Annotated in this window: 15 protein-coding genes; 7 read left to right on the forward strand and 8 right to left on the reverse strand. The window is 62.4% G+C overall.

Features of this window, described 5'->3' with window-relative positions:
- Positions 1-5 precede the first annotated feature (5 nt).
- From E6P07_RS05235 to E6P07_RS05245, 3 genes are read right to left on the reverse strand one after another with little or no spacing between them, the layout of a single operon-like run.
- Positions 6-1,100, reverse strand: a complete 1,095-nt coding sequence (locus E6P07_RS05235; protein ID WP_211363169.1) for a DNA methyltransferase — start codon at positions 1,098-1,100, stop codon at positions 6-8.
- Between the two features lie 3 nt (positions 1,101-1,103).
- Positions 1,104-3,218 carry an ATP-binding protein gene (locus E6P07_RS05240; RefSeq protein WP_153974638.1) on the reverse strand — a complete coding sequence of 705 codons (2,115 nt, stop codon included), beginning with the start codon at positions 3,216-3,218 and terminating at the stop codon, positions 1,104-1,106.
- Positions 3,219-3,230: 12 nt separating this feature from the next.
- Positions 3,231-4,373 (reverse strand): hypothetical protein, encoded by a 1,143-nt coding sequence (locus E6P07_RS05245; RefSeq protein ID WP_153974639.1) that lies wholly within the window; start codon positions 4,371-4,373, stop codon positions 3,231-3,233.
- Positions 4,374-4,402: 29 nt separating this feature from the next.
- Here E6P07_RS05245 and mads1 point away from each other — a divergent pair, with 29 nt between their 5' ends.
- The 6 genes from mads1 (at position 4,403) to E6P07_RS05275 (ending at position 13,042) form a co-directional block, all read left to right on the forward strand.
- On the forward strand, positions 4,403-4,681 hold the full coding sequence (gene mads1 / locus E6P07_RS05250; protein WP_425505149.1) for a methylation-associated defense system helix-turn-helix domain-containing protein MAD1: 279 nt from the start codon (positions 4,403-4,405) through the stop codon (positions 4,679-4,681).
- A 44-nt stretch (positions 4,682-4,725) separates the two neighbouring features.
- A complete protein-coding gene (locus E6P07_RS05255) occupies positions 4,726-7,098 on the forward strand; it encodes a type I restriction-modification system subunit M (RefSeq protein WP_153974640.1) in 2,373 nt (790 codons plus the stop codon).
- Positions 7,098-8,465 carry a restriction endonuclease subunit S gene (locus tag E6P07_RS05260; RefSeq protein ID WP_153974641.1) on the forward strand — a complete coding sequence of 456 codons (1,368 nt, stop codon included), beginning with the start codon at positions 7,098-7,100 and terminating at the stop codon, positions 8,463-8,465. The genes E6P07_RS05255 and E6P07_RS05260 overlap by 1 nt, the downstream gene beginning before the upstream one ends.
- 108 nt (positions 8,466-8,573) lie before the next feature.
- On the forward strand, positions 8,574-8,903 hold the full coding sequence (locus E6P07_RS05265) for a type II toxin-antitoxin system RelE/ParE family toxin (RefSeq protein WP_153974642.1): 330 nt from the start codon (positions 8,574-8,576) through the stop codon (positions 8,901-8,903).
- Positions 8,896-10,050, forward strand: coding sequence for a HigA family addiction module antitoxin (locus E6P07_RS05270; RefSeq protein ID WP_153974643.1), 1,155 nt, complete (start codon positions 8,896-8,898; stop codon positions 10,048-10,050). The genes E6P07_RS05265 and E6P07_RS05270 overlap by 8 nt, the downstream gene beginning before the upstream one ends.
- The gene (locus E6P07_RS05275; protein ID WP_153974644.1) at positions 10,037-13,042 is read left to right on the forward strand and encodes a type I restriction endonuclease subunit R; all 3,006 of its coding nucleotides are present in this window, start codon (positions 10,037-10,039) and stop codon (positions 13,040-13,042) included. Before E6P07_RS05270 ends, E6P07_RS05275 begins: the two co-directional genes overlap by 14 nt.
- Positions 13,043-13,385: 343 nt before the next feature.
- On the opposite strand, the gene E6P07_RS05280 is transcribed toward E6P07_RS05275, so the two are convergent.
- Entirely contained in the window at positions 13,386-13,538 is a 153-nt protein-coding gene (locus E6P07_RS05280) for a hypothetical protein (protein ID WP_153974645.1), read from the reverse strand.
- A 7-nt stretch (positions 13,539-13,545) separates the two neighbouring features.
- Entirely contained in the window at positions 13,546-14,106 is a 561-nt protein-coding gene (locus E6P07_RS05285; RefSeq protein WP_162008609.1) for an integrase domain-containing protein, read from the reverse strand.
- A gap of 125 nt (positions 14,107-14,231) precedes the next feature.
- Between E6P07_RS05285 and tnpC the strand changes: the two genes are divergently transcribed.
- Entirely contained in the window at positions 14,232-15,677 is a 1,446-nt protein-coding gene (tnpC, locus tag E6P07_RS05290; RefSeq protein WP_153974647.1) for an IS66 family transposase, read from the forward strand.
- Positions 15,678-16,264: 587 nt separating this feature from the next.
- Here tnpC and argF read toward each other — a convergent pair.
- The 3 genes from argF to E6P07_RS05305 all read right to left on the reverse strand — a co-directional run bounded on the left by argF (position 16,265) and on the right by E6P07_RS05305 (position 19,116).
- Positions 16,265-17,185 carry an ornithine carbamoyltransferase gene (gene argF / locus E6P07_RS05295; RefSeq protein ID WP_153974648.1) on the reverse strand — a complete coding sequence of 307 codons (921 nt, stop codon included), beginning with the start codon at positions 17,183-17,185 and terminating at the stop codon, positions 16,265-16,267.
- A gap of 26 nt (positions 17,186-17,211) precedes the next feature.
- Positions 17,212-18,390, reverse strand: coding sequence for an aspartate aminotransferase family protein (locus E6P07_RS05300; RefSeq protein ID WP_153974649.1), 1,179 nt, complete (start codon positions 18,388-18,390; stop codon positions 17,212-17,214).
- Between the two features lie 144 nt (positions 18,391-18,534).
- Positions 18,535-19,116 carry a superoxide dismutase gene (locus tag E6P07_RS05305; RefSeq protein WP_153974650.1) on the reverse strand — a complete coding sequence of 194 codons (582 nt, stop codon included), beginning with the start codon at positions 19,114-19,116 and terminating at the stop codon, positions 18,535-18,537.
- Between the last annotated feature and the right edge of the window lie 129 nt (positions 19,117-19,245).

Genomic DNA, 19,245 nt, shown 5'->3' on the forward strand with positions numbered 1-19,245 from the left:
TCGAGTCACTGACGCCTCGCCCAAACATCGTATTCGGTCATTGGCGTCGTCTTGTAGCGCAGAAAGGCGTCCGCTTGGCGCTTACCCATTGTGGCAGATCCTGCCTCTTTGATAGTCTGGATACGCCAACCGCTTTCTCGCAGCGAATCCTTGATGATGCTCAGTGGATCAGCGCGCCTATCCGTGATACCGCCGAACCGGATGACCATTTTGGCATCTTCCGCGCACACGTTCTTAGCGTTGCGCCAGACTTGACGCAGATCGGCCGCAAAGTCCTCAGGGCTGGAATGAACGACCTGATTGCGGTTCGTGTAGTCGACGGCGTCGGGGCCACCCACGAACCAGTTTCGAAGCCACTGGTCGGGGATGTAGGTCCGCATACCGTAGTACGGGGGTGAGGTGATCACCCAGTCGAACCGGACTTCCGGCGTTTCCGGCTGAAGCGCCGTAGGCTCCCTGCTATCAGCCAACCGGACGGCTCCCGTGACGTTGGAAGATATCCCGTAATAGCGTTTTGCCCGCCGTTCAATCACTGCCAGGATATCGACGGCTTCAGGCAGAAGTCTGCGTTCTTGCCAAAAGCGCGTCGCGTAGGCGGGCTTGGGGGCATAGGTACGAGGGCACTGGTTGGAGAAATAGCTCGGAAGTGTCTTCTGCTTCGGGCCATGCAGCGCACCCAGGATGATGCCACGCAGTGCGATGCGTGCGTCCGTGGTGCAGTCCTCCAGGAACGCTTCCCGGAACCGGCACAACGCGTCCAGCACGGTCGGGTGAAACGCCCATTGCCAAAACTCGCTGGCCGGAATTTGGCGTGCCTCACGTTCAGTCAGAATCCTGCGTGCTTCGGCAAGGATGTCATCAACGGTGGTCGTCGCGAGCTTGGCGGCGGTAATGGCTGCGGCAACCGGACTGGAGTCCACCCCTAGGGAACGGAGGCCGACAAGTCGTGCAGCAAAATTGGTGGTGCCCCGGCCGCAGAAGGGATCAAGCACGACATCACCTACCTGTGCTCGCCGCTTCAGAATGTTGAGCGGAAAATCGAGCGGGAACATCGTGAAGTAGGGGCAAATTCCGTTCAGGGCCGTTTGTGCGGTGGACACTGCCTAACTCCTCTTCCTGACGTAGGCAGTGTTGCGGGTCGGATGGGGGTATTGCTCCCACCCCTGGTCCTGCGGGCCATAGAAATGGTCAAGCGCCTTCTTCACAAGCCGGAAGGCTAAGGTATCCCTGTCATCCAGATGCTCCGGCAGTTGCTTGAGGAAGAACGCCTTGATCGAGCCCCATGCGGCTCCATCGGTAGATTCGATTTTTGCGATCAGCTTGGCATCAACTCGCAGGGCTTCGATCGCCTTCTGCTCGATGTTCGCCATGACATCCACCGGCTCAGCTTCTTCGACCTCCGTCTCTTCAGGAAACAAAGCGCCTGCGCCATCAGCTTCAGGAATGCGGGCTGTCGTCGCGATCTGCCTCATCCCGGAGAAGATGCTACGTAGTGTTTGGGCGTAGGTGTGACCGGCTGGCTGGTTATAGTCATGGTCCCGCATCGAGAACATCTTCTCGAACGACAGTGCGCGGAGGCTGACTGGATAAGGCTTGCCTCCCACCGAGCTCCAAAACACACCCTGGCCAGGGATGGGCTCGTTAAGGAGCGAGCTCAACAAGTCGTCACTGAAATGGGCGTTGGCTCGTTTCAGGGACATGAGATCCGCCGCCGACAACAGGTGGAAGATGAACCAGTTGTCGCCCTGACTGAGGATCTCGACAGGAATGCTGCCCGGTTGCTGAGTGATCAGCAGCGCGCCCAGATCGTACTTACGACCTTCCTTCACCCAGGCGATGTAGGGCTCGGCAGCCGGTGCATTTTCGTTCAGCACCGATTGGGCCTCTTCGACGACCGCGATCGTCGGGATCGTCTTTGGATCGGCCGCGGTGAATTCTTGCTGGTTTCGATCGAAGATCCGGCGCAGGATCAGGCCCGAGAGAACCAGCGACTGGCCGCCGCGCATCTGGGAGACATCAATGACGCACAGCTTCCCCTCGGAGAGCGCGTGAACCAGCATGTCCATGAGCTGGCTGCTCTTGTCATGCAGCATCTTCACGATTGTCGTCATATTGCTTCTGGCAGCGACCGCCTCTACCTCTTGCTTTTGCGGATCGAGATCAAGCAAGCGGCAGATGTCGTCAAGCGGTGTGGTGTTGCCGTTGGCGTCGATCAGATTGACCAACGACTCCCACCGGTCTTGCGGAAGCCCGCGCAGCTTCCGAACGTTCTGTTGCTCCTGGCGTTCTGGTCCGAGTGCGATCGAAATTACATCGCCTGGACGTAGGCGGCGAATATCCAGCTTGATGCCGCCGGCCACGAACGACTGGTAGAAAGGACTCGGATTTTTCCTGTCGGTGAAGACGACGACCTTGTCCTCCAGAGCCGGGACATCGCATAGCCCCGGGCGGCCCTTGTCGTCAGGCCAGAAATACTCGCCATCCGGATCAAAGATCACCGTGCCGACGGGAGCCTGCTTGCCGGCGCGCTTGGTGACGAAGGGCGTCGTCTCGTAGAGCTTCGAGAAGAGCAGCTTGTTGAGATTGGATTTACCGAAGCCCGCTCTGGCAAAGATAAAGCTGCGGCGAGACACCAGTGACTCGATCGGGAAGCGGACCAATACCTCGGGACCGACCACCTGCATCCATTCTTGCGCTTGGAGTGATTTGCTGCCCGCGGCGTAGATATACTCGCCGAAGGCCAGATGGCCGATGGGTGCTCCATCGATGTTGTGACCGGCGATCTCTCGCAGCACTTCGTCATTCGGAAAGGCTACCTTGCTGCCAACATGAGGGAGCCGGCGATGCGAGGGGACGAAGGTGAGCCCCTTGCCGTTCTTGCGCAACACACCCAACACACGGATGTTGACCCGGTACTTGAGGTACTGCTCGCGTAGGTCTTCGGGGATGGGCCGATCCTCACGAACGGCACGGAGATTGAACTCCTCGCCGGAGCCGAAAGACAGCTTGCCTTCCGAGGAGAAGGATGCGATCCGGCCTAAGACTGCTTCATCGGGCGTCTCCAGTTGCACGAGGAGGAACTGGCCGTGCATGGGGATGTTCTGGAACTCGTTCCTGTACGGCAACACCAGGTCGGCGTGGAACTCAAGTCCTCCTTGTTGAAAGCCCCGGAAGATGCCGACGACTTTTTCCTTGGGAAAGAGTTGAATCTCTGCCATACCGTATCCCCTTTATTCATACCGGCGCAGCGCCGGGTCGGCGTCCTGTAGCTGGAACGCGTCCAAGATCCCTGCGTCACCACCGAGGCTCGATCGCACGCCTTCGTAAATGAAGTCCTGCAAGATGTCGAAATCGAAATCGACCAGTGCCGCGTTTTCATGTGCTTTCTGCAGGCAACGCGGGTAATGCGGCACCGGAAAACCGTTGATCGCATCGGCGAGCATCGAGCCGAGGATGGTTTGCGCCTCGCCGACTTGCGGAACAAAGATGTCCACCGGCCACACCGGGTCGCGGCGGTGTGAGCCGAACTTCACCAGGAACATCTTGCCGCCGACGAACTTATTGATCTCTCCACCCTCACCGGCGCGGTCATCGCCCCGCGCGAATTCCGACCACTCGTAGGCCTTCTCCTCAACCTCGCGCGGCACCTCCACGTAGGCCGGGTAGTCGGTCTGAAGGACGCCTTCCAGAGCCATCGCCAAGCGGTACCGGGATAGCACTTTGCTGTGCTTGGCCACGCCAGCTAGATACACCCGACGACGGTTCTTGCTCCACTGCGCGTCGATTCGACCCTTCATGCCATGGAGCAGACGCTGGAACAGATCCTTGGCGAAGACCTTGCTTCGCAACAAGCCGTCGCAAACGATCAAGGTATCGGTGCCGAAATCCTTCTTCAGGATCGCGAACAGGATCGCCCACTCGACCAGCTCCCGGTAGACGTGCACCCAGCTGGGTGAAATCGGCTTCCCCTTGTCGGTCGGTCGAATCATGTGGGAGAGCGCTGGCAGGCTGTTCACTCCCAGGAAGGCCATCATCTCGCCGAGCGCCGTGCGAGGACTTCCATCACGTTCGAACTGGCGCTTGTCGAGCTTGTCGATGGGGGTCGTGGGCGAGATGGCCTCCAGGCAGTATTCGTTGTTGCTGCTGTCTACCACCCGCACAAGCTGGATCAGGAAGGGATCAAACCGGAGCTGGTTGTTGCCGCCATCGGTGCCGACTAGCGAGATCGATGTCGTGGCCCGCGGTTGAATACGGCGCGTGACGCTCTTCAGAGGGCGGATCTCTTCCCGCAGCGCGTCCAGCACCCCTTGATCGGTGCCGATGCAGTCCGCGATGGCTTCCTTCAGTTGGGCCTGGCTTACCGGGTCGATCATCCCCTCTCCCGCCGCTTGGCTATTCAATGATGCACAAGTTTGCCGTATCCTTGCCAAGATTACCATCATCACCGGCCGCAGTCTTGTTGCCGGGCGAGGAAGCGATGAAAGACGACGCGGCAGAGATATTCACCCTCGATGAAGTGGCGGCCTACCTCAAGGTGGGCAAACGCACGGTGTATCGCCTGGCGGCGGCGAAGAAGATTCCCGCCTTCAAAGTCGGTGGGACATGGCGATTCCAGCGCCAGGAAATCGACCAGTGGATCACAGAGCAGACCGAGAGGGGAAGGCAGGGCCGAGAGGGCTAACACGGCTCGCCCAGTTCGGTGTCGAGCGAACAGAAGAAGACGATATGAAAAGCGGAAAAGTGCAAGACCAAAGCCAGATCAAGTGGATATCCGACTTCATCTGGAACATCGCGGACGACCGTCTGCGCGATGTCTATGTGCGCGGCAAGTACCGCGATGTCATCTTGCCCTTCACCGTGCTGCGGCGGCTCGACGCTGTGTTGGAGGAGACCAAGCAGAAGGTGTTGGAGCGCAAGCGCTTCCTCGACAAGAACCACGTCGCCGAGCAGGACGGCGCCCTGCGGATGGCCGCGGGGCAGGCGTTCTATAACGTCTCCGAGTTCACGCTGGCCAAGCTCAAGGCCAGCAGCCAGGGCCAACGTCTGCGCGAGGACTTCATCGCCTACCTCGACGGTTTCTCGCCGAACGTGCAGGAGATCCTCACCAAGTTCAAGTTCCGCGATCAGATCCAGACGCTGGTGGATGCGCATGTCCTCGGCTACCTGATCGAGGACTTTCTCGACCCGGAGATCAACCTGTCGCCGCTGCCGGTCAAGGACGCCGACGGCCGCATCAAGCTGCCCGCGCTCGACAACCACGGCATGGGCACCGTGTTCGAGGAGCTGATCCGCCGCTTCAACGAGGAAAACAACGAAGAGGCGGGCGAGCACTTCACGCCGCGCGACGTGGTCAAACTCATGGCCAAGCTGATGTTCCTGCCGGTGGCCGACCAGATCCAGTCCGGAACCTACCTGCTCTACGACGGCGCCTGCGGCACCGGGGGCATGTTGACCGTCGCCGAGGAGACCTTGCGGGAGCTGGCCGAGGAACACGGCAAGGAGGTCTCCATCCACCTGTTCGGGCAGGAGATCAACCCCGAGACCTACGCCATCTGCAAGGCCGACCTGCTGCTCAAGGGCGAAGGCGACGAGGCCGAGCACATCGTGGGCGGCGCGGACAAGTCGACGCTCTCCAACGACCAGTTCCGCAGCCGCGAGTTCGATTTCATGATCTCCAATCCGCCCTACGGCAAGAGCTGGAAGACTGATCTGGAGCGCATGGGCGGCAAGCAGGGGTTCAACGACCCGCGCTTCATCGTCAGTCACGGCGGCGACCCGGAGTTCAAGCTCATCACCCGTTCCAGCGACGGGCAGCTCATGTTCCTGGTGAACAAGCTGCAGAAGATGAAGCACAACACACCGTTGGGCAGCCGCATTGCCATCGTTCACAACGGCTCGGCGCTGTTCACCGGCGATGCCGGTCAGGGCGAAAGCAACATCCGGCGCTGGATACTGGAAAACGACTGGCTGGAAGCCATCATCGCGCTGCCGCTCAACATCTTTTACAACACGGGCATTGCCACCTACATCTGGGTGCTGACCAATCGCAAGGCCGAGCACCGCAAGGGCCGCGTGCAGCTGATCGACGCGAGCCGCTGGTTCCAACCGCTGCGCCGCAACCTGGGCAAAAAGAACTGCGAGCTGTCCGAGGCGGACATCCAGCGCATCGTCGACCTCTACCTCGGGCAACCTCAGGACACGCCGGAGTCCAAGTGGTTCGACAACGCCGACTTTGGGTACTGGAAGATCACCGTCGAACGCCCGCTGCGGCTCAAAAGCCAGCTCAAGCGCAGCGCCATCGAAACCCTGCGCTTCGCCAGCGGCGACGAGGCCCTGCGCGCCGAGATCTGGGGTCGGTATGGCGACAAGCTCTACACCGAGTTCCCGAAGCTCAAACCCGAGATCGAGGCGTGGCTGAAGGGTGACACCGGGGACGACGAAGACGAGCCCGAGAGCGATGAGGACGAGGCCGCGCCTGCCAAGAAGGCCGTGCCCGAGAAGCGCCGCAAGAAGCTGCTCGACGCGGCGACCTGGCAACGCGACAAGACCCTGGTCGAGCTGGCGCTGCTTGCGCAGCAGGCGCTGGGCGACGGCGTGTTCGACGACCACAACGACTTCCGCGCCCGCTTCGATGCAGCGATGGCCAAGCACGGCAAGAAGCTGGCCGCCGCCGAGAAGAAGGCGATCTTCAAGGCCGTGAGCTGGCGTGATGAAACCGCGCCGCCGGTGATTGCCAAGCGTACCAAGCTGAAGAAGGACGAGCCCTTCGAGCCGGGGCTCGACGGCGTGTACCTCGAAGTGGCGGGGAAAGACCGGCTCCTGGTCGAGTACGAGCCCGACACCGACCTGCGCGACACCGAGCAGGTGCCGCTCAAGGAACCCGGCGGCATCGAGGCCTTCTTCCGGCGTGAGGTGCTGCCGCACGCGCCGGATGCCTGGATTGCGCGCGACAAAACCCAGATCGGCTACGAAATTTCCTTCGCCCGCTATTTCTACCAGCCCGCGCCGCTGCGCTCGCTGGAGGAAATCCGCGCCGACATCCTCGCGTTGGAAGCGAAGACCGAAGGTTTGCTGCACAAGATCGTAGGGGGCGCGTGATGGCGGCGGCGAATCCCTATCCGAGCTATCGCGCATCGGGGTTGCCGTGGGTTCCCCAATTGCCGGAGGGCTGGCAGGTACTGCGCAATGGCCGGCTCTTTAGCCATCGCGTGGAAACTGGCTTCCCCGACTTGCCGATTTTGGAGGTATCGCTGCGCACGGGTGTTCGCGTCAGGGACATGGAGAACCTGAAGCGCAAGCAGGTGATGAGCCAGAAGGAGAAGTACAAGCGCGCGGCCAAGGGTGACATCGCCTACAACATGATGCGCATGTGGCAGGGCGCCGTTGGCTCGGCTCCGGTCGATGGGCTGGTCAGCCCGGCCTATGTCGTAGTGAAGCCCTATGACGAGGCCAACAGCCACTACTACAGCTACCTGTTCCGCACGGCGGCGTACATGCAGGAGGTCAACAAGTACTCGCGCGGCATCGTGGCCGACCGCAACCGGCTCTATTGGGAGTCGTTCAAACAGATGCCCTCGCTCGTGCCTCCCCGCGCCGAGCAAGACCAGATCGTCGCCTACCTGCGCGCGCAGGACGCGCACATCGCCCGCTTCATCAAGGCCAAGCGCGAACTCATCAAGCTGCTGACCGAGCAGAAACTGCGCATCATCGACCAGGCCGTCACGCGCGGCCTGGACCCCAACGTCCGGTTCAAGCCGTCCGGTATCGACTGGCTGGGCGAGGTGCCGGAGCATTGGGAGGTTTCTAAAGTCAAGCTGCTGGCCGACTACATCAACGGCTTCCCGTTCAAGCCTGCGGAATGGGGCGCGAAAGGTCGTCCAATTATTCGAATTCAGAATCTCACAAAGGAACACGCGCCGTTCAACTACTATGAGGGTGCGATTCCTGAACGCAACCATGTCAAAAATGGCGATATCCTGCTTTCTTGGTCAGCTTCGCTCGGCGTATTCGTATGGAATCGTGGCGATGCATGGCTGAACCAGCACATTTTCAAGGTCGTTCCAGACCCTACGCGAATTACTCGTGGGTACTTCGTTTGGTTGGCCCGGTGGTTCTTGAACCACATGGAGGCCGAGGCGCACGGCTCTACCATGCAACACATTACTAAACCGAAATTCGGTTCGTTTCCTGTTCCTTTACCCTCGCTCGACGAGCAGGCGGAGATAGAAGCGCACATCCAGCGTGAAACGCAAGATATTGACCTTGTCATCACCCGCACCGAAGACGAAATCAAACTGATCCGCGAATACCGCGACCGCCTGATTGCCGATGTGGTCACGGGCCAAGTGGACGTGCGCGACTGGCAGCCCGGCCATGACGACGTGGTGAGCGACGAAGAACTGGCCGCCCTGGGCGACGACGAGGCTAACCTGAGCGAGGACGAGCCCGGCGATGGCGGTGAGTGAAGCAGGGCTCAGGCGAGCGCTGGCCTTGGTCGAGCGGCCAGCCAGAGGGCGGCCGAGGCGATTAACTTTACCAATTTGGTAAAGACGGTGTTATGATGGAGAACCGCGTTGGAGATCCGCTTCCGGGACAAAAAGGTGCGCCTGCTGTGCGAAAGCCGGGATGCCGCTGTGAAAAAGCTGGGCGATGCCTGCGCCCGCAAGCTGAGGGCCCGGCTGGATGACCTGGAGCACGCCGCAAGTGTGGCCGATCTGGTGGCGGGCAACCCCCATCCCCTGACGGGCGACCGGACTGGCGAGTATGCGGTCAGCCTGGCGGGCGGCTGGCGGTTGACGTTCTCGCCCGCCAATGACCCGGTGCCACGCCATGCCGACGGCGGCATCAACTGGCGGGCTGTGACCATTGTTTGTATCGAATTCATTGGGGACTACCATGACTGATCTGGATGCACCGTTCGCGCCGGACTGGGTTTCCCCACCCGGCGACACCATCGCCGATGTGCTGGAGGAGCGCGGCTGGACGCAAGCCGAGCTTGCGCGGCGGCTGGGGTACACCGAAAAGCATGTGAGCCAGCTCATCAACGGCAAGGCCGCCATCACCGAAGACACGGCCTCGAGGCTGGAGCGTGTCCTCGGCAGCACGGCGGGCTTTTGGTTGCGCAAGGAAGCGACGTATCGCGAGCGGCTGGAACGCCAGCAGTTCGCCCAGCGCTGCGCGGGGTGGGCGGACTGGCTGGATCGGCTGCCCATCAAGGAGCTGATGGCGCAAGGCGCCGTCCCCAAAGTGCGTTTGGTGGAGAAGAACAAGCCGGCGCTGGTCGAGGCCTGTTTGCGCTTTTTCGGTGTGGCTTCTCCTGACGAGTGGGAAAGCGTTTACGTCAGCGACTTGAAGGCGCAGTACCGCCGCAGCCGTGCCGAGCAAAGCGACCTGGCGGCCATTGCAACCTGGCTGCGCCTGGGTGAAAAGCGGGCCGAGGGCTGGGATGCCCCCAAGTTCGACCGCGCGCGTTTCGAAAAGGCCCTGGGGGAGATTCGCGTCCTGACAACGCAGCCGCCAGAGGTGTTCGAACCGCAAATGAAGCGGCTGCTGCGGGATGCGGGGGTGACGCTGGCCTTGGTGCCGGCCATACCCCGGGCGCACGTCTCGGGGGTGGCCCGGTGGTTGTCGCCGTCGCGGCCGCTGATCCAGCTGTCCCTCTACGGCAAAACCAACGACCGCTTCTGGTTCACGTTTTTCCACGAGGCGGCGCACATCCTCTTGCATGGAACGTCGGCGCAAGACCGCAAAGTCGTGTTTCTTGACGATCCCGACGGCGGCGAGAGCGAAAACAGGCTTGAACACGAAGCCAATCGCTGGGCGGCGGATTTTTTGATCCCGCCAGAGCATGCAGGAGGGCTGCCGTTGCTTGAGACAAAAGCGTCGGTGCTCGCTTTCGCAAAGCGGCTCTCCATCCATCCAGGCATCGTCGTCGGTCGGTTGCAACACGATGGCTTGATCCAGCCCGCATGGATGAATGACTTGAAGGTCAGTTTCCGCTGGGCAGACCCACATCCGGATGCGAAGAGGACCACCCATGAGCGCGACTGACACCAGCGAAAAAGGCCTCGAAGCGCTGATCGTGCGCGACCTGGTCGCCAGCGGCTACGTGCAAGGCTATGCCACGGACTACCACCGCGACGTGGCGCTGGACGTGACGCAGTTGCTCGCCTTCCTCCGGGCAACGCAGCCGAAGGTTGTCGAGACGCTGAACCTGGACGCCGACGGCATCCCGCGCACCCAGTTTCTACACAGGCTGCAAGGTGAAATCACCAAGCGCGGCGTGGTGGACTGTTTGCGCCGTGGCGTGAGCCACGGGCCGGTGCACGTGGACCTCTACAAGCTACTGCCCACGCCGGGCAATGCCGCCGCAGCGGAGGTCTTCGGCAAGAACATCTTCAGCGTCACCCGGCAGGTTCGCTACAGCAACGACGAGTCGCAGCGCGCGCTGGACATGGTGATCTTCATCAACGGCCTGCCGGTGCTCACCTTCGAGCTGAAGAACTCGCTGACCAAGCAGACCGTGGCGGACGCCGTGGTGCAATACCAGACCGACCGCAACCCGGGCGAGCTGCTGTTCCAGCTTGGCCGCTGCATCGCCCACATGGCGGCGGACGACGCCGAGGTGCGCTTTTGCACCCACCTGACCGGCAAGACCTCCTGGTTCCTGCCGTTCAACCAGGGCTGGAACAGCGGGGCCGGCAATCCGCCGAATCCGCATGGCCTGAAGACCGACTACCTGTGGAAGCAGGTGCTGGTGAAGGAGTCGCTGGCCAACATCATCGAGAACTACGCACAGGTCGTCGAGGAGGAAGCGGAAGATGCCAACGGCCGCAGGCGCAAGACACGCAAGCAGATCTTCCCCCGCTACCACCAGCTTCGCACGGTGCGCGCCCTGCTGCGCCGCAGCCGCGCCGATGGCGTCGGCAAGCGCTACCTGATCCAGCATTCGGCCGGCAGCGGCAAGAGCAACACCATTGCCTGGCTGGCCCACCAGTTGGTGGAACTGAAGACGGAGGCGGGGCAGGCGCAGTTCGATTCGGTCATCGTCATCACCGACCGCCGCGCGCTGGACACGCAGATCGCCCGCACGATCAAGGCCTACGACCATGTGGCGTCGATCTACGGTCATTCGGAGAGCGCCGAGGAGCTGCGCACCTTCCTGCGCCGGGGCAAGAAGATCATCGTCACGACGGTGCAGAAGTTCCCGTTCATCCTGGACGAGTTGGGCGACCTCGGCGACAAGAAGTTCGCCCTGCTGATCGACGAGGCGCACTCCAGCCAGGGCGGCAAGACGACCGCCAAGATGCATCTGGCGCTGTCCGGGCACGCTGCCGAAGGCGGCGAGGAGGAAGAGGAGGAGTCGGTCGAGGACAAGGTCAACGCCCTGATCGAGTCGCGCAAGATGCTGGCCAACGCCAGCTACTACGCTTTCACGGCCACGCCCAAGACTCGGACGCTCGAGCTTTTCGGCGAGCGCCAGGTCGTTGGCGACACGGTTCAGTTCCGCTCGCCCGAGGAGCTGACCTACACGACCAAGCAAGCGATCCAGGAGGGCTTCATTCTTGACGTGATTGCCAACTACACGCCGGTGTCGAGGTTTTATCACGTCGCCAAGACGGTCGAGCACGACCCGGAGGTGGACAAGGCCAAGGCGCTGAAGAAGATCCGGCGCTATGTGGAGTCCCACGACAAGGCGATCCGCCGCAAGGCCGAGATCATGGTCGATCACTTTGTCGAGCAGGTGATCGACGCCAAGAAGATCGGCGGCCAAGCGCGCGCGATGATCGTCTGCAACGGCATCGCACGGGCCATCGACTACTTCCGCGAGGTGTCGGACTACCTCGCGGAGATCAAAAGCCCGTATAAGGCCATCGTGGCGTACTCCGGCGACTTCGAGATCGGCGGATCGAAGAAGACCGAGGCCGATCTCAACGGATTCCCGAGCAAGGACATCCCAGCCAAGCTCAAGCAGGAGCCGTATCGCTTCCTGATCGTTGCCAACAAGTTCGTCACGGGCTTCGACGAGCCGCTGCTACACACGATGTACGTGGACAAGCCGCTGGCGGGCGTGCTGGCGGTGCAGACGCTCTCACGGCTGAACCGGGCGCACCCGAAGAAGGCCGACACGTTCGTGCTCGACTTCGCCGACAACGCGCAGGCCGTGAAGGCGGCGTTCCAGGAGTACTACCGCGCCACCATCCAGGAGGGGGAGACTGACCCTAACAAGCTCCACGACCTGAAGAGCGATCTGGACGCACAGCAGGTCTACAGCTGGCAGCAGGTGGAAGACCTCGTCGCGCAGTACCTTGGCGGCGCTGAGCGTGACCAGCTCGACCCGATCCTCGACGCATGCGTCGCCGAGTACGTCGAGAAGCTCTCTGAGGATGACCAAGTGAAGTTCAAGGGCAAGGCCAAGGCCTTCGTCCGCAGCTACGGCTTCCTTGCAGCCATCCTCCCCTACGGTCACCCGGCATGGGAGAAGCTGTCGATCTTCCTGAACTTCCTGATTCCGAAGCTGCCCGCCCCCAAGGAAGAGGATCTGTCCAAAGGCGTGCTGGAGGCCATCGACATGGACAGCTACCGGGCGCAGGCCCAGGCCTCCATGCGGATGGCGATGGACGACGCCGATGCGTTCGTCGAGCCGCCGCCTCCCGGAGGGGGTGGCGGCGCTGGCGAGCCGGAGCTGGACAGGCTGTCGAACATCATCAAGCAGTTCAACGACCTGTTCGGCAACATCAAGTGGCATGACGCCGACAAGATTCGCAAGGTCGTCACCGAAGAGATTCCGGCGCGCGTCGCACAGGACAAGGCCTACCAGAACGCGCAGGCCAACTCGGGCAAGCAGAACGCGAGGCTGGAGCACGACAAGGCGCTCAACCGCGTGGTGCTCGAGCTGTTGGACGATCACACGGAGCTGTTCAAGCAGTTTTCCGACAACCCGAGCTTCCGGCGCTGGCTTACGGATACGGTATTCGAAGTGACCTACCGTCCGGGCGCGATGCCGCCGAAGGCGCAACCGCAGCTTGGCGCTCGTGTTTGAGTCAGTAGCGCCCATAGTGCGCTGACGGTATTCCCGGATGACACCTTCCGCTTTCTCAGCTGCACGGCAAACACAGTCGGTACGCTGGAAGGACACAGCCTGTCGGACTGCGTCCTTTCCGTCAAGATCCGGCGCAGCCGCGGTCTGGATTTGCACCCGATGCGCGCGTTTTCGTCCTCGCCAGCTTCGCCGGCCGCCCGCCCTTGCCCTGACGCTGCCAAGGGCCGCGAAGATGCGGCTCCCAGTCCGGCCAGCGGCCCAGCGCGGAAGCGAGGGCGCGCGCCGTGCGCCAGTAGTCATAGCGGCTGCTCGGCGAAAGATTACTCGCCCAACGTTCCAGCGCTTAGCGCAAATGCTTGACTCGCCATTGGGGAGGCTCCCGGATGCCGAAGCGCGCCTCGATCGCCCGGGCAATGCGCCCGGCGCGCTCGATGTGACCGCGCAGCGAGGCCTTCGCGCCGGGCAGGGCGCGCTCGAGAAGAATCGCAACGCCCATGCCCGCCTCAGCCGCGATAGTGACTGCCGATATAGGCCGCCAGCACGTCGAGCCGGTTGTGGCCCAGCTCCTGGGCAAGCTCCAGCCCCAGCTCCTTACTCAGGGTCTCGACGGCCTCGGCCTCCTCCTCGGTGAGATCGTCGGACGGCAGACACTGCGCGACCACGGGCGCGGGGCGGTCGGCGAGCTCCTGGTAGCGGTCGCACGCCCATGCGGCACGCAGGTCGTGGTAGCCCTCGATGCCATGGCGGTGCAGGATGGCGCGTGCCTTGTGGATCTCCCCGTCATTGACGAAATCGTCGTAGGTTTCACTCGGCTTGAGCAGGTTGTTCCCGCAGCCCAGCTCGCGGCGGATGGTATCGGCATTTTCGAGCGCGCAGTCGGCCGCGCCATCGACCGGCACCCAGCGGGCCACCTCCTTGCCGCGTCCGCCCTTCGTGCCTTCGCGTACGTCGATGGCGCCTCTTTCGTCCCGTTCGCGCAGCCAGCGCGGGATGTCGCCAAGCACGGCCTCGCGCAGGCGCAGACCCAGACTGCGCGCGAGCTGCGCGACGGCAGACGCGCGCAACAGGCCGGCGTCTTCGAGCGCCTGGATCGCTGACTGGAAGTGATCCCAGGTAACTGTTCAGGTTCCCCATAAAAGAGTCTCTGATCCGGGTTTAAGAACGGGAAGGACAGCTGACAATAGGCGGCATGGAAAGACTGCCCGATCTTGCTGACCTGACGCACGCGGAGAAAGACGCACTCATTCATCTGCTGTGGGATTGGGTCACCGCGTTGCGCCAGGAAGTCGTCCGGCTGACAGCGGAAGTGACCCGGCTGCAGGGGGAAGTCGCCCATCTGCGCGGGCAGATGGCGAAGAACAGCCGCAACTCGAGCATTCCATCCTCGGCCGAAGGCTTGAAGAAGACGAAGTCGATGCGCAAGCAGGGAAGCCGACCGCCTGGCGGTCAGCCGGGTCATTCCGGTTCGACGCTCAAGCAAGTGGCGCAGCCCGATCACGTGGTGGATCATCCACTGCCCGAGGTATGCGACGTCTGCGGCGAATCGCTCACGGGGCAGGCCACGACCGAAATCCGCCAGGTCTTCGATCTGCCGCCGGTGACAATGGAAGTGACCGAGCACCGGATTCACGCGCTGCGCTGCACCTGCGGCAAACTGCACCGCAGCGAATTCCCGCCCGAGGTCACGGCCCCGGTTCAATATGGCCCCGGCGTCAAGGCGCAGGCGGTCTATCTGACGCAGCACCACATGCTGCCCGTGGCGCGCACCGCCAACGTCCTTGCAGACCTGTATGGTGTGCCGATCTCGACCGGCACGGTTCAGGCCATGATCGGGGAGGCGAGTGAGCGGTTGGCTCCGACGGTCGCGCGGATCGCGGATGCGGTCGCTCAGGCGGATGTCGCGGGCGCCGACGAGTCTGGCTTTCGCGTGGCAGGCAAGCTCAACTGGCTGCACACCGCGGTGACCGACACCCTGACCTGGCTGGGTCTGCATGCCAAGCGCGGCAAGGCGGCGTTTGAGGACTTCGGTCTGCTGTATCGGCTCAAGGGAACGCTGGTTCATGACGGCTGGGCCTCGTATCGGGAACTGACCTGCACCCATGCGCTGTGCAACGCCCATCATCTGCGTGAATTGACCTTCGTCCATGAGGAATGCGGACAAGCGTGGGCCAAGCGCATGATCGATTTGTTGGTCTCTGCCCACCATGAAACGGTGGCCGCCCATGGCCAGCCGCTGACGGCTCTGCGCATCCAGGCGATCCGCACTCACTACGAGGCGATCCTTGCTGAAGCGGCCGCCGCCAATCCAGAGAAACCCGCCAGCGGCAGACGCGGGCGCACGGCGCAAAGCGTGCCGTTCAATCTCTACCGACGATTGCGTGATCATGCCGACGATGTCCTGCGCTTCACGACCGATCCACGCGTTCCGTTCAGTAACAACCTTGCCGAACAAGCGATCCGCATGCCCAAGGTCAAGCACAAGATCGCCGGTTGCTTCCGCACCACCGAAGGCGCACAGGCCTTCTGCATCATCCGCTCCTACCTCGCCACCCTGCAGAAGCAGCACTTCGACCTCTTCCAATCCCTCATCCAAGTGTTCAAGGGCAACACCCCTCAGCCGAATTTCTCGGGGTAGCTTCCCCGGGGGCGCCTGAACAGTTACGTCGGTGGACAAATCACGGTTGACGCGGATCGGCACAACTTCGGGGGCGTATGGACTTTGAGCCTCCCCCAAAACTTCGTCGCCCTGGCCCTATCAAGGTAGATCTCGGAGGAGCGGGTCGGTGGGTTTGTTAGGGGCGCCGTGAGGCGCGATCGCGGCGCCCATCCCCGCATCAACTGCCAAGATCGCGGCTAAAGCCGCTCCTACCGCCGCTCTACGGCACGCGCCATAGTGGCAAGAGTGCCGTAAGGCGCGATCCACATCTTTTTTGAGGGCCGGGTTGATAACAAAACACCTTTCTTACCAAGGTAGTGTGTTCGGGCTATTTCTTCGCGCTCACCGGGCTGGAATCGCTTGGCTTCGCTGGAGGACAACGCGCTTTGCGCAGTTGGCAAAATTCACACCACCCGCGAAACCCCGCCATGTCCGGCCCCTCGCGGGGAAACCCAAGGTTTGGAAGCGGCTCAACTGGATGAGGCCGGGTGCAAATCTATACGGCAGAGCGGAGGCGTCGCGATGCCGGCTGATGCCAGGATCGCGCGCAGATTCGAGAGGCGGTCTCAGTGCGGAATCAGGAACTCAAGCAGCGCCTTCTGGATGTGGAGCCGGTTCTCGGCCTCGTCCCAGACTACGGAGCGCGGGCCATCGATGACCGAGGCGGCGACCTCTTCGCCGCGATGGGCAGGCAGACAGTGCATGAAGAGGGCGTCTGGGCTGGCCTGATCCATGATGGCGTCTGTGACCTGATAGGCCGCGAACGCGGTCCGGCGCCGTTCTAGCTCTTCCTCCTGGCCCATGCTGGCCCAGACATCGGTGGCGATCAGGTGCGCGCCCGCGGCGGCCTCGCGCGGGTCGCGCAGGATGGTGCAGCGACCGCCGCAGGCGGCCAGGAGATCGGCGTCTGGCTCGAAGCCCTCGGGACAGGCCACGCGCAGCTCGAAGTCGAACAACTGCGCCGCTTCCAGGAAAGAGTTGCACATGTTGTTGCCGTCGCCGATCCAGGCCACGCGCTTGCCCTGGATGTCACCACGATGCTCATGGAAGGTCTGGAGATCGGCGAGGATCTGGCAGGGGTGACAGCGATCGGTCAGGCCATTGATGACCGGGACGCGCGAATGGGCGGCGAACACCTCGACCGTCTCCTGCTTGAAGGTGCGGATCATCACGGCATCGACCATGCGCGAGATAACCCGCGCACTGTCTGCGATCGGCTCGCCACGCCCGAGTTGGGTGTCGCGCGGCGAGAGGAAGAGCGCATGCCCACCGAGCTGCACCATACCGGCCTCGAAAGAGACGCGGGTGCGGGTCGAGGCCTTCTCGAAGATCATGGCCAGCGTGCGACCGACGAACGGTCTGAATACCTGACCGGCGGCCTGCATCCGCTTGAGTTCGGTGGCGCGCGCAATCAGTGCTCGGGCCTCGTCGCGGCTCAGATCGAGCAATGAGAGATAGTGCCGGCAGTCTGTGTGTTGATTGGCCATCGGAGGCTGTCTCTCGCGGGTCGTCTTCAGGCGTCGCCCAAAAAGCCATGGATGAGGCCGGTCAGTGTGGCGACCAGTTCCTCGACCTGGGCGCGGTCGATGATCAGTGGCGGCAGCAGCCGGATCACGCGCTCGGCGGTGACGTTGATCAGGAGTCCGGCGTCGAGCGCCCGACCCACGAGCGCTCCACAGGGTCGGTCGAGTTCGATCCCAACCATGAGACCACGCCCCCGGATCTCGACCACGCCCCGAGTCTTGGCCAGCGCCGCGCGCAATGAATCGAGCAGATAGGCGCCCTGGACCTCGGCGTTTGCGATCAGATTCCCCTCGATCAGGGTCTCGAGCACCGCGCGCCCGACACGACAGACGAGCGGATTGCCGCCAAAGGTCGAGCCGTGCGAACCAGGCGTGAAGACCTCGGCCGCCGCGCCGCGTGCCAGACAGGCCCCGATTGGCACGCCATTCCCCAGGCCCTTGGCGAGCGTCATCACATCGGGCTGGATGCCCGCGTGCTGGAAGGCAAACAAGCGTCCGGTGCGCCCGATGCCGGTCTGGACCTCGTCGAGCATGAGCAGCCAGCCCGAACGGTCGCAGAGTTCGCGTAATCGGATGAGGTAATCGTCGGATGGGACACGGATGCCGCCCTCGCCCTGGATTGGCTCGATCAGGATGGCAACGATGTTGGGTCGATTGGCCGCTGCCGTCTCGATCGCGTCCAGATCGTCATAGGGCACGCGCACGAAGCCCTGCACCAGCGGCTCGAACCCGGCCTGGACCTTGCGGTTGCCGGTGGCCGAGAGCGTGGCCAGGGTGCGTCCGTGGAAGCTGTGCTCGGCGACCAGGATCGCCGGGGCCTCGATGCCACGCCGATGGGCGTGGAGTCGGGCCAGCTTGATCGCCGCCTCGTTGGCCTCCGCGCCCGAGTTGGCGAAGAAGACGCGATCCATCCCGGCCTGGGCGGTCAGGAGCGCGCCAAAACGCTCTTGCTCGGCGACACCATAGAGGTTGGAGGTATGGATCAGGCGTGCGGCCTGTTCACAGAGTGCCTCGCGCACGGCCGGATGGGCATGGCCGAGTCCGCAGACGGCGATCCCGGACAGGGCATCCAGATAACGCCGGCCATTCGTGTCCCAGAGCCAGACGCCCTCACCTCGGTCGAAGGTGACAGGCAGGCGATTGTAGGTGGCCATCAAGGGTTCGCTCATGGCGCACAGACCCCGATCGAGCTTGAATGAAAATAAAAAAGGCGGTCGCCCCGCCTGGGAAACCGCCTCTGTATAAGGCGAAGTTAGGAAATATAACGCGGTATTTAGAGGCTTGACAAGGATCTCCGCCTCGATTCGCCTGGATCAGCCTGCATAGTTGGCAGCGACGAACGCCCAGTTGATCTTGTCCCAGATGCTCTCCAGATACTTGGGACGGGCGTTGCGATAGTCGATGTAGTAGGCGTGTTCCCAGACGTCGACGGTCAGGAGCGCGGTCTTGCCCGAGGTCATGGGGGTGCCGGCATTGGAGGTGTTGAAGATCTCCAGCGAGCCGTCGGCGTTCTTGACCAGCCAGGTCCAGCCCGAGCCGAAGTTGCCGGCGGCCGACTGGGTGAATTGCTTTTTGAACTCATCGAACGAACCAAAGGTGGCGTCGATCACAGCGGCCAGCGCCCCGCTCGGGGCGCCGCCGCCGTTGGGGCTGAGACAGTTCCAGTAGAAGGTATGGTTCCAGACCTGTGCGGCGTTGTTGAAGATGCCGCCCGAGGACTTAAGGATGATGTCCTCCAGGCTCATGTCGGCGAACTCGGTGTCCTGGATCAGGTTGTTGAGGTTGGTGACATAGGTCTGATGATGCTTGCCGTAGTGGTACTCGATGGTCTCGGACGAGAGCACGGGTTCCAGGGCGTTCTTCTCATAGGGGAGGGCAGGCAGTTCGTGCATCATGGTGGTCAGGTCTCCTGGGTGTGGCCTGGGATCTCAGGATCGAATGCAGCTCCACCATATAGTCGCGTGCTGGTTTTTACAACCGTCCCCGGTCTGGGATTCGGCTATCCTCTTGGCGAGAGTCATCGA

The organism is Thermochromatium tepidum ATCC 43061 (genome assembly GCF_009664085.1).
Taxonomy (GTDB): Bacteria; Pseudomonadota; Gammaproteobacteria; order Chromatiales; family Chromatiaceae; genus Thermochromatium; species Thermochromatium tepidum.

Excerpts from the sequence above, each read along its gene's own strand:
- E6P07_RS05240 (WP_153974638.1), bottom strand. The coding sequence starts at position 3,218 with ATGGCAGAGATTCAACTCTTTCCCAAGGAAAAAGTCGTCGGCATCTTC.
- E6P07_RS05245 (WP_153974639.1), bottom strand. The coding sequence starts at position 4,373 with ATGATCGACCCGGTAAGCCAGGCCCAACTGAAGGAAGCCATCGCGGAC.
- mads1 (WP_425505149.1), top strand. The coding sequence starts at position 4,403 with ATGCACAAGTTTGCCGTATCCTTGCCAAGATTACCATCATCACCGGCC.
- E6P07_RS05255 (WP_153974640.1), top strand. The coding sequence starts at position 4,726 with ATGAAAAGCGGAAAAGTGCAAGACCAAAGCCAGATCAAGTGGATATCC.
- E6P07_RS05260 (WP_153974641.1), top strand. The coding sequence starts at position 7,098 with ATGGCGGCGGCGAATCCCTATCCGAGCTATCGCGCATCGGGGTTGCCG.
- E6P07_RS05270 (WP_153974643.1), top strand. The coding sequence starts at position 8,896 with ATGACTGATCTGGATGCACCGTTCGCGCCGGACTGGGTTTCCCCACCC.
- E6P07_RS05275 (WP_153974644.1), top strand. The coding sequence starts at position 10,037 with ATGAGCGCGACTGACACCAGCGAAAAAGGCCTCGAAGCGCTGATCGTG.
- E6P07_RS05280 (WP_153974645.1), bottom strand. The coding sequence starts at position 13,538 with ATGGGCGTTGCGATTCTTCTCGAGCGCGCCCTGCCCGGCGCGAAGGCC.
- tnpC (WP_153974647.1), top strand. The coding sequence starts at position 14,232 with ATGGAAAGACTGCCCGATCTTGCTGACCTGACGCACGCGGAGAAAGAC.
- argF (WP_153974648.1), bottom strand. The coding sequence starts at position 17,185 with ATGGCCAATCAACACACAGACTGCCGGCACTATCTCTCATTGCTCGAT.
- E6P07_RS05300 (WP_153974649.1), bottom strand. The coding sequence starts at position 18,390 with ATGAGCGAACCCTTGATGGCCACCTACAATCGCCTGCCTGTCACCTTC.
- E6P07_RS05305 (WP_153974650.1), bottom strand. The coding sequence starts at position 19,116 with ATGATGCACGAACTGCCTGCCCTCCCCTATGAGAAGAACGCCCTGGAA.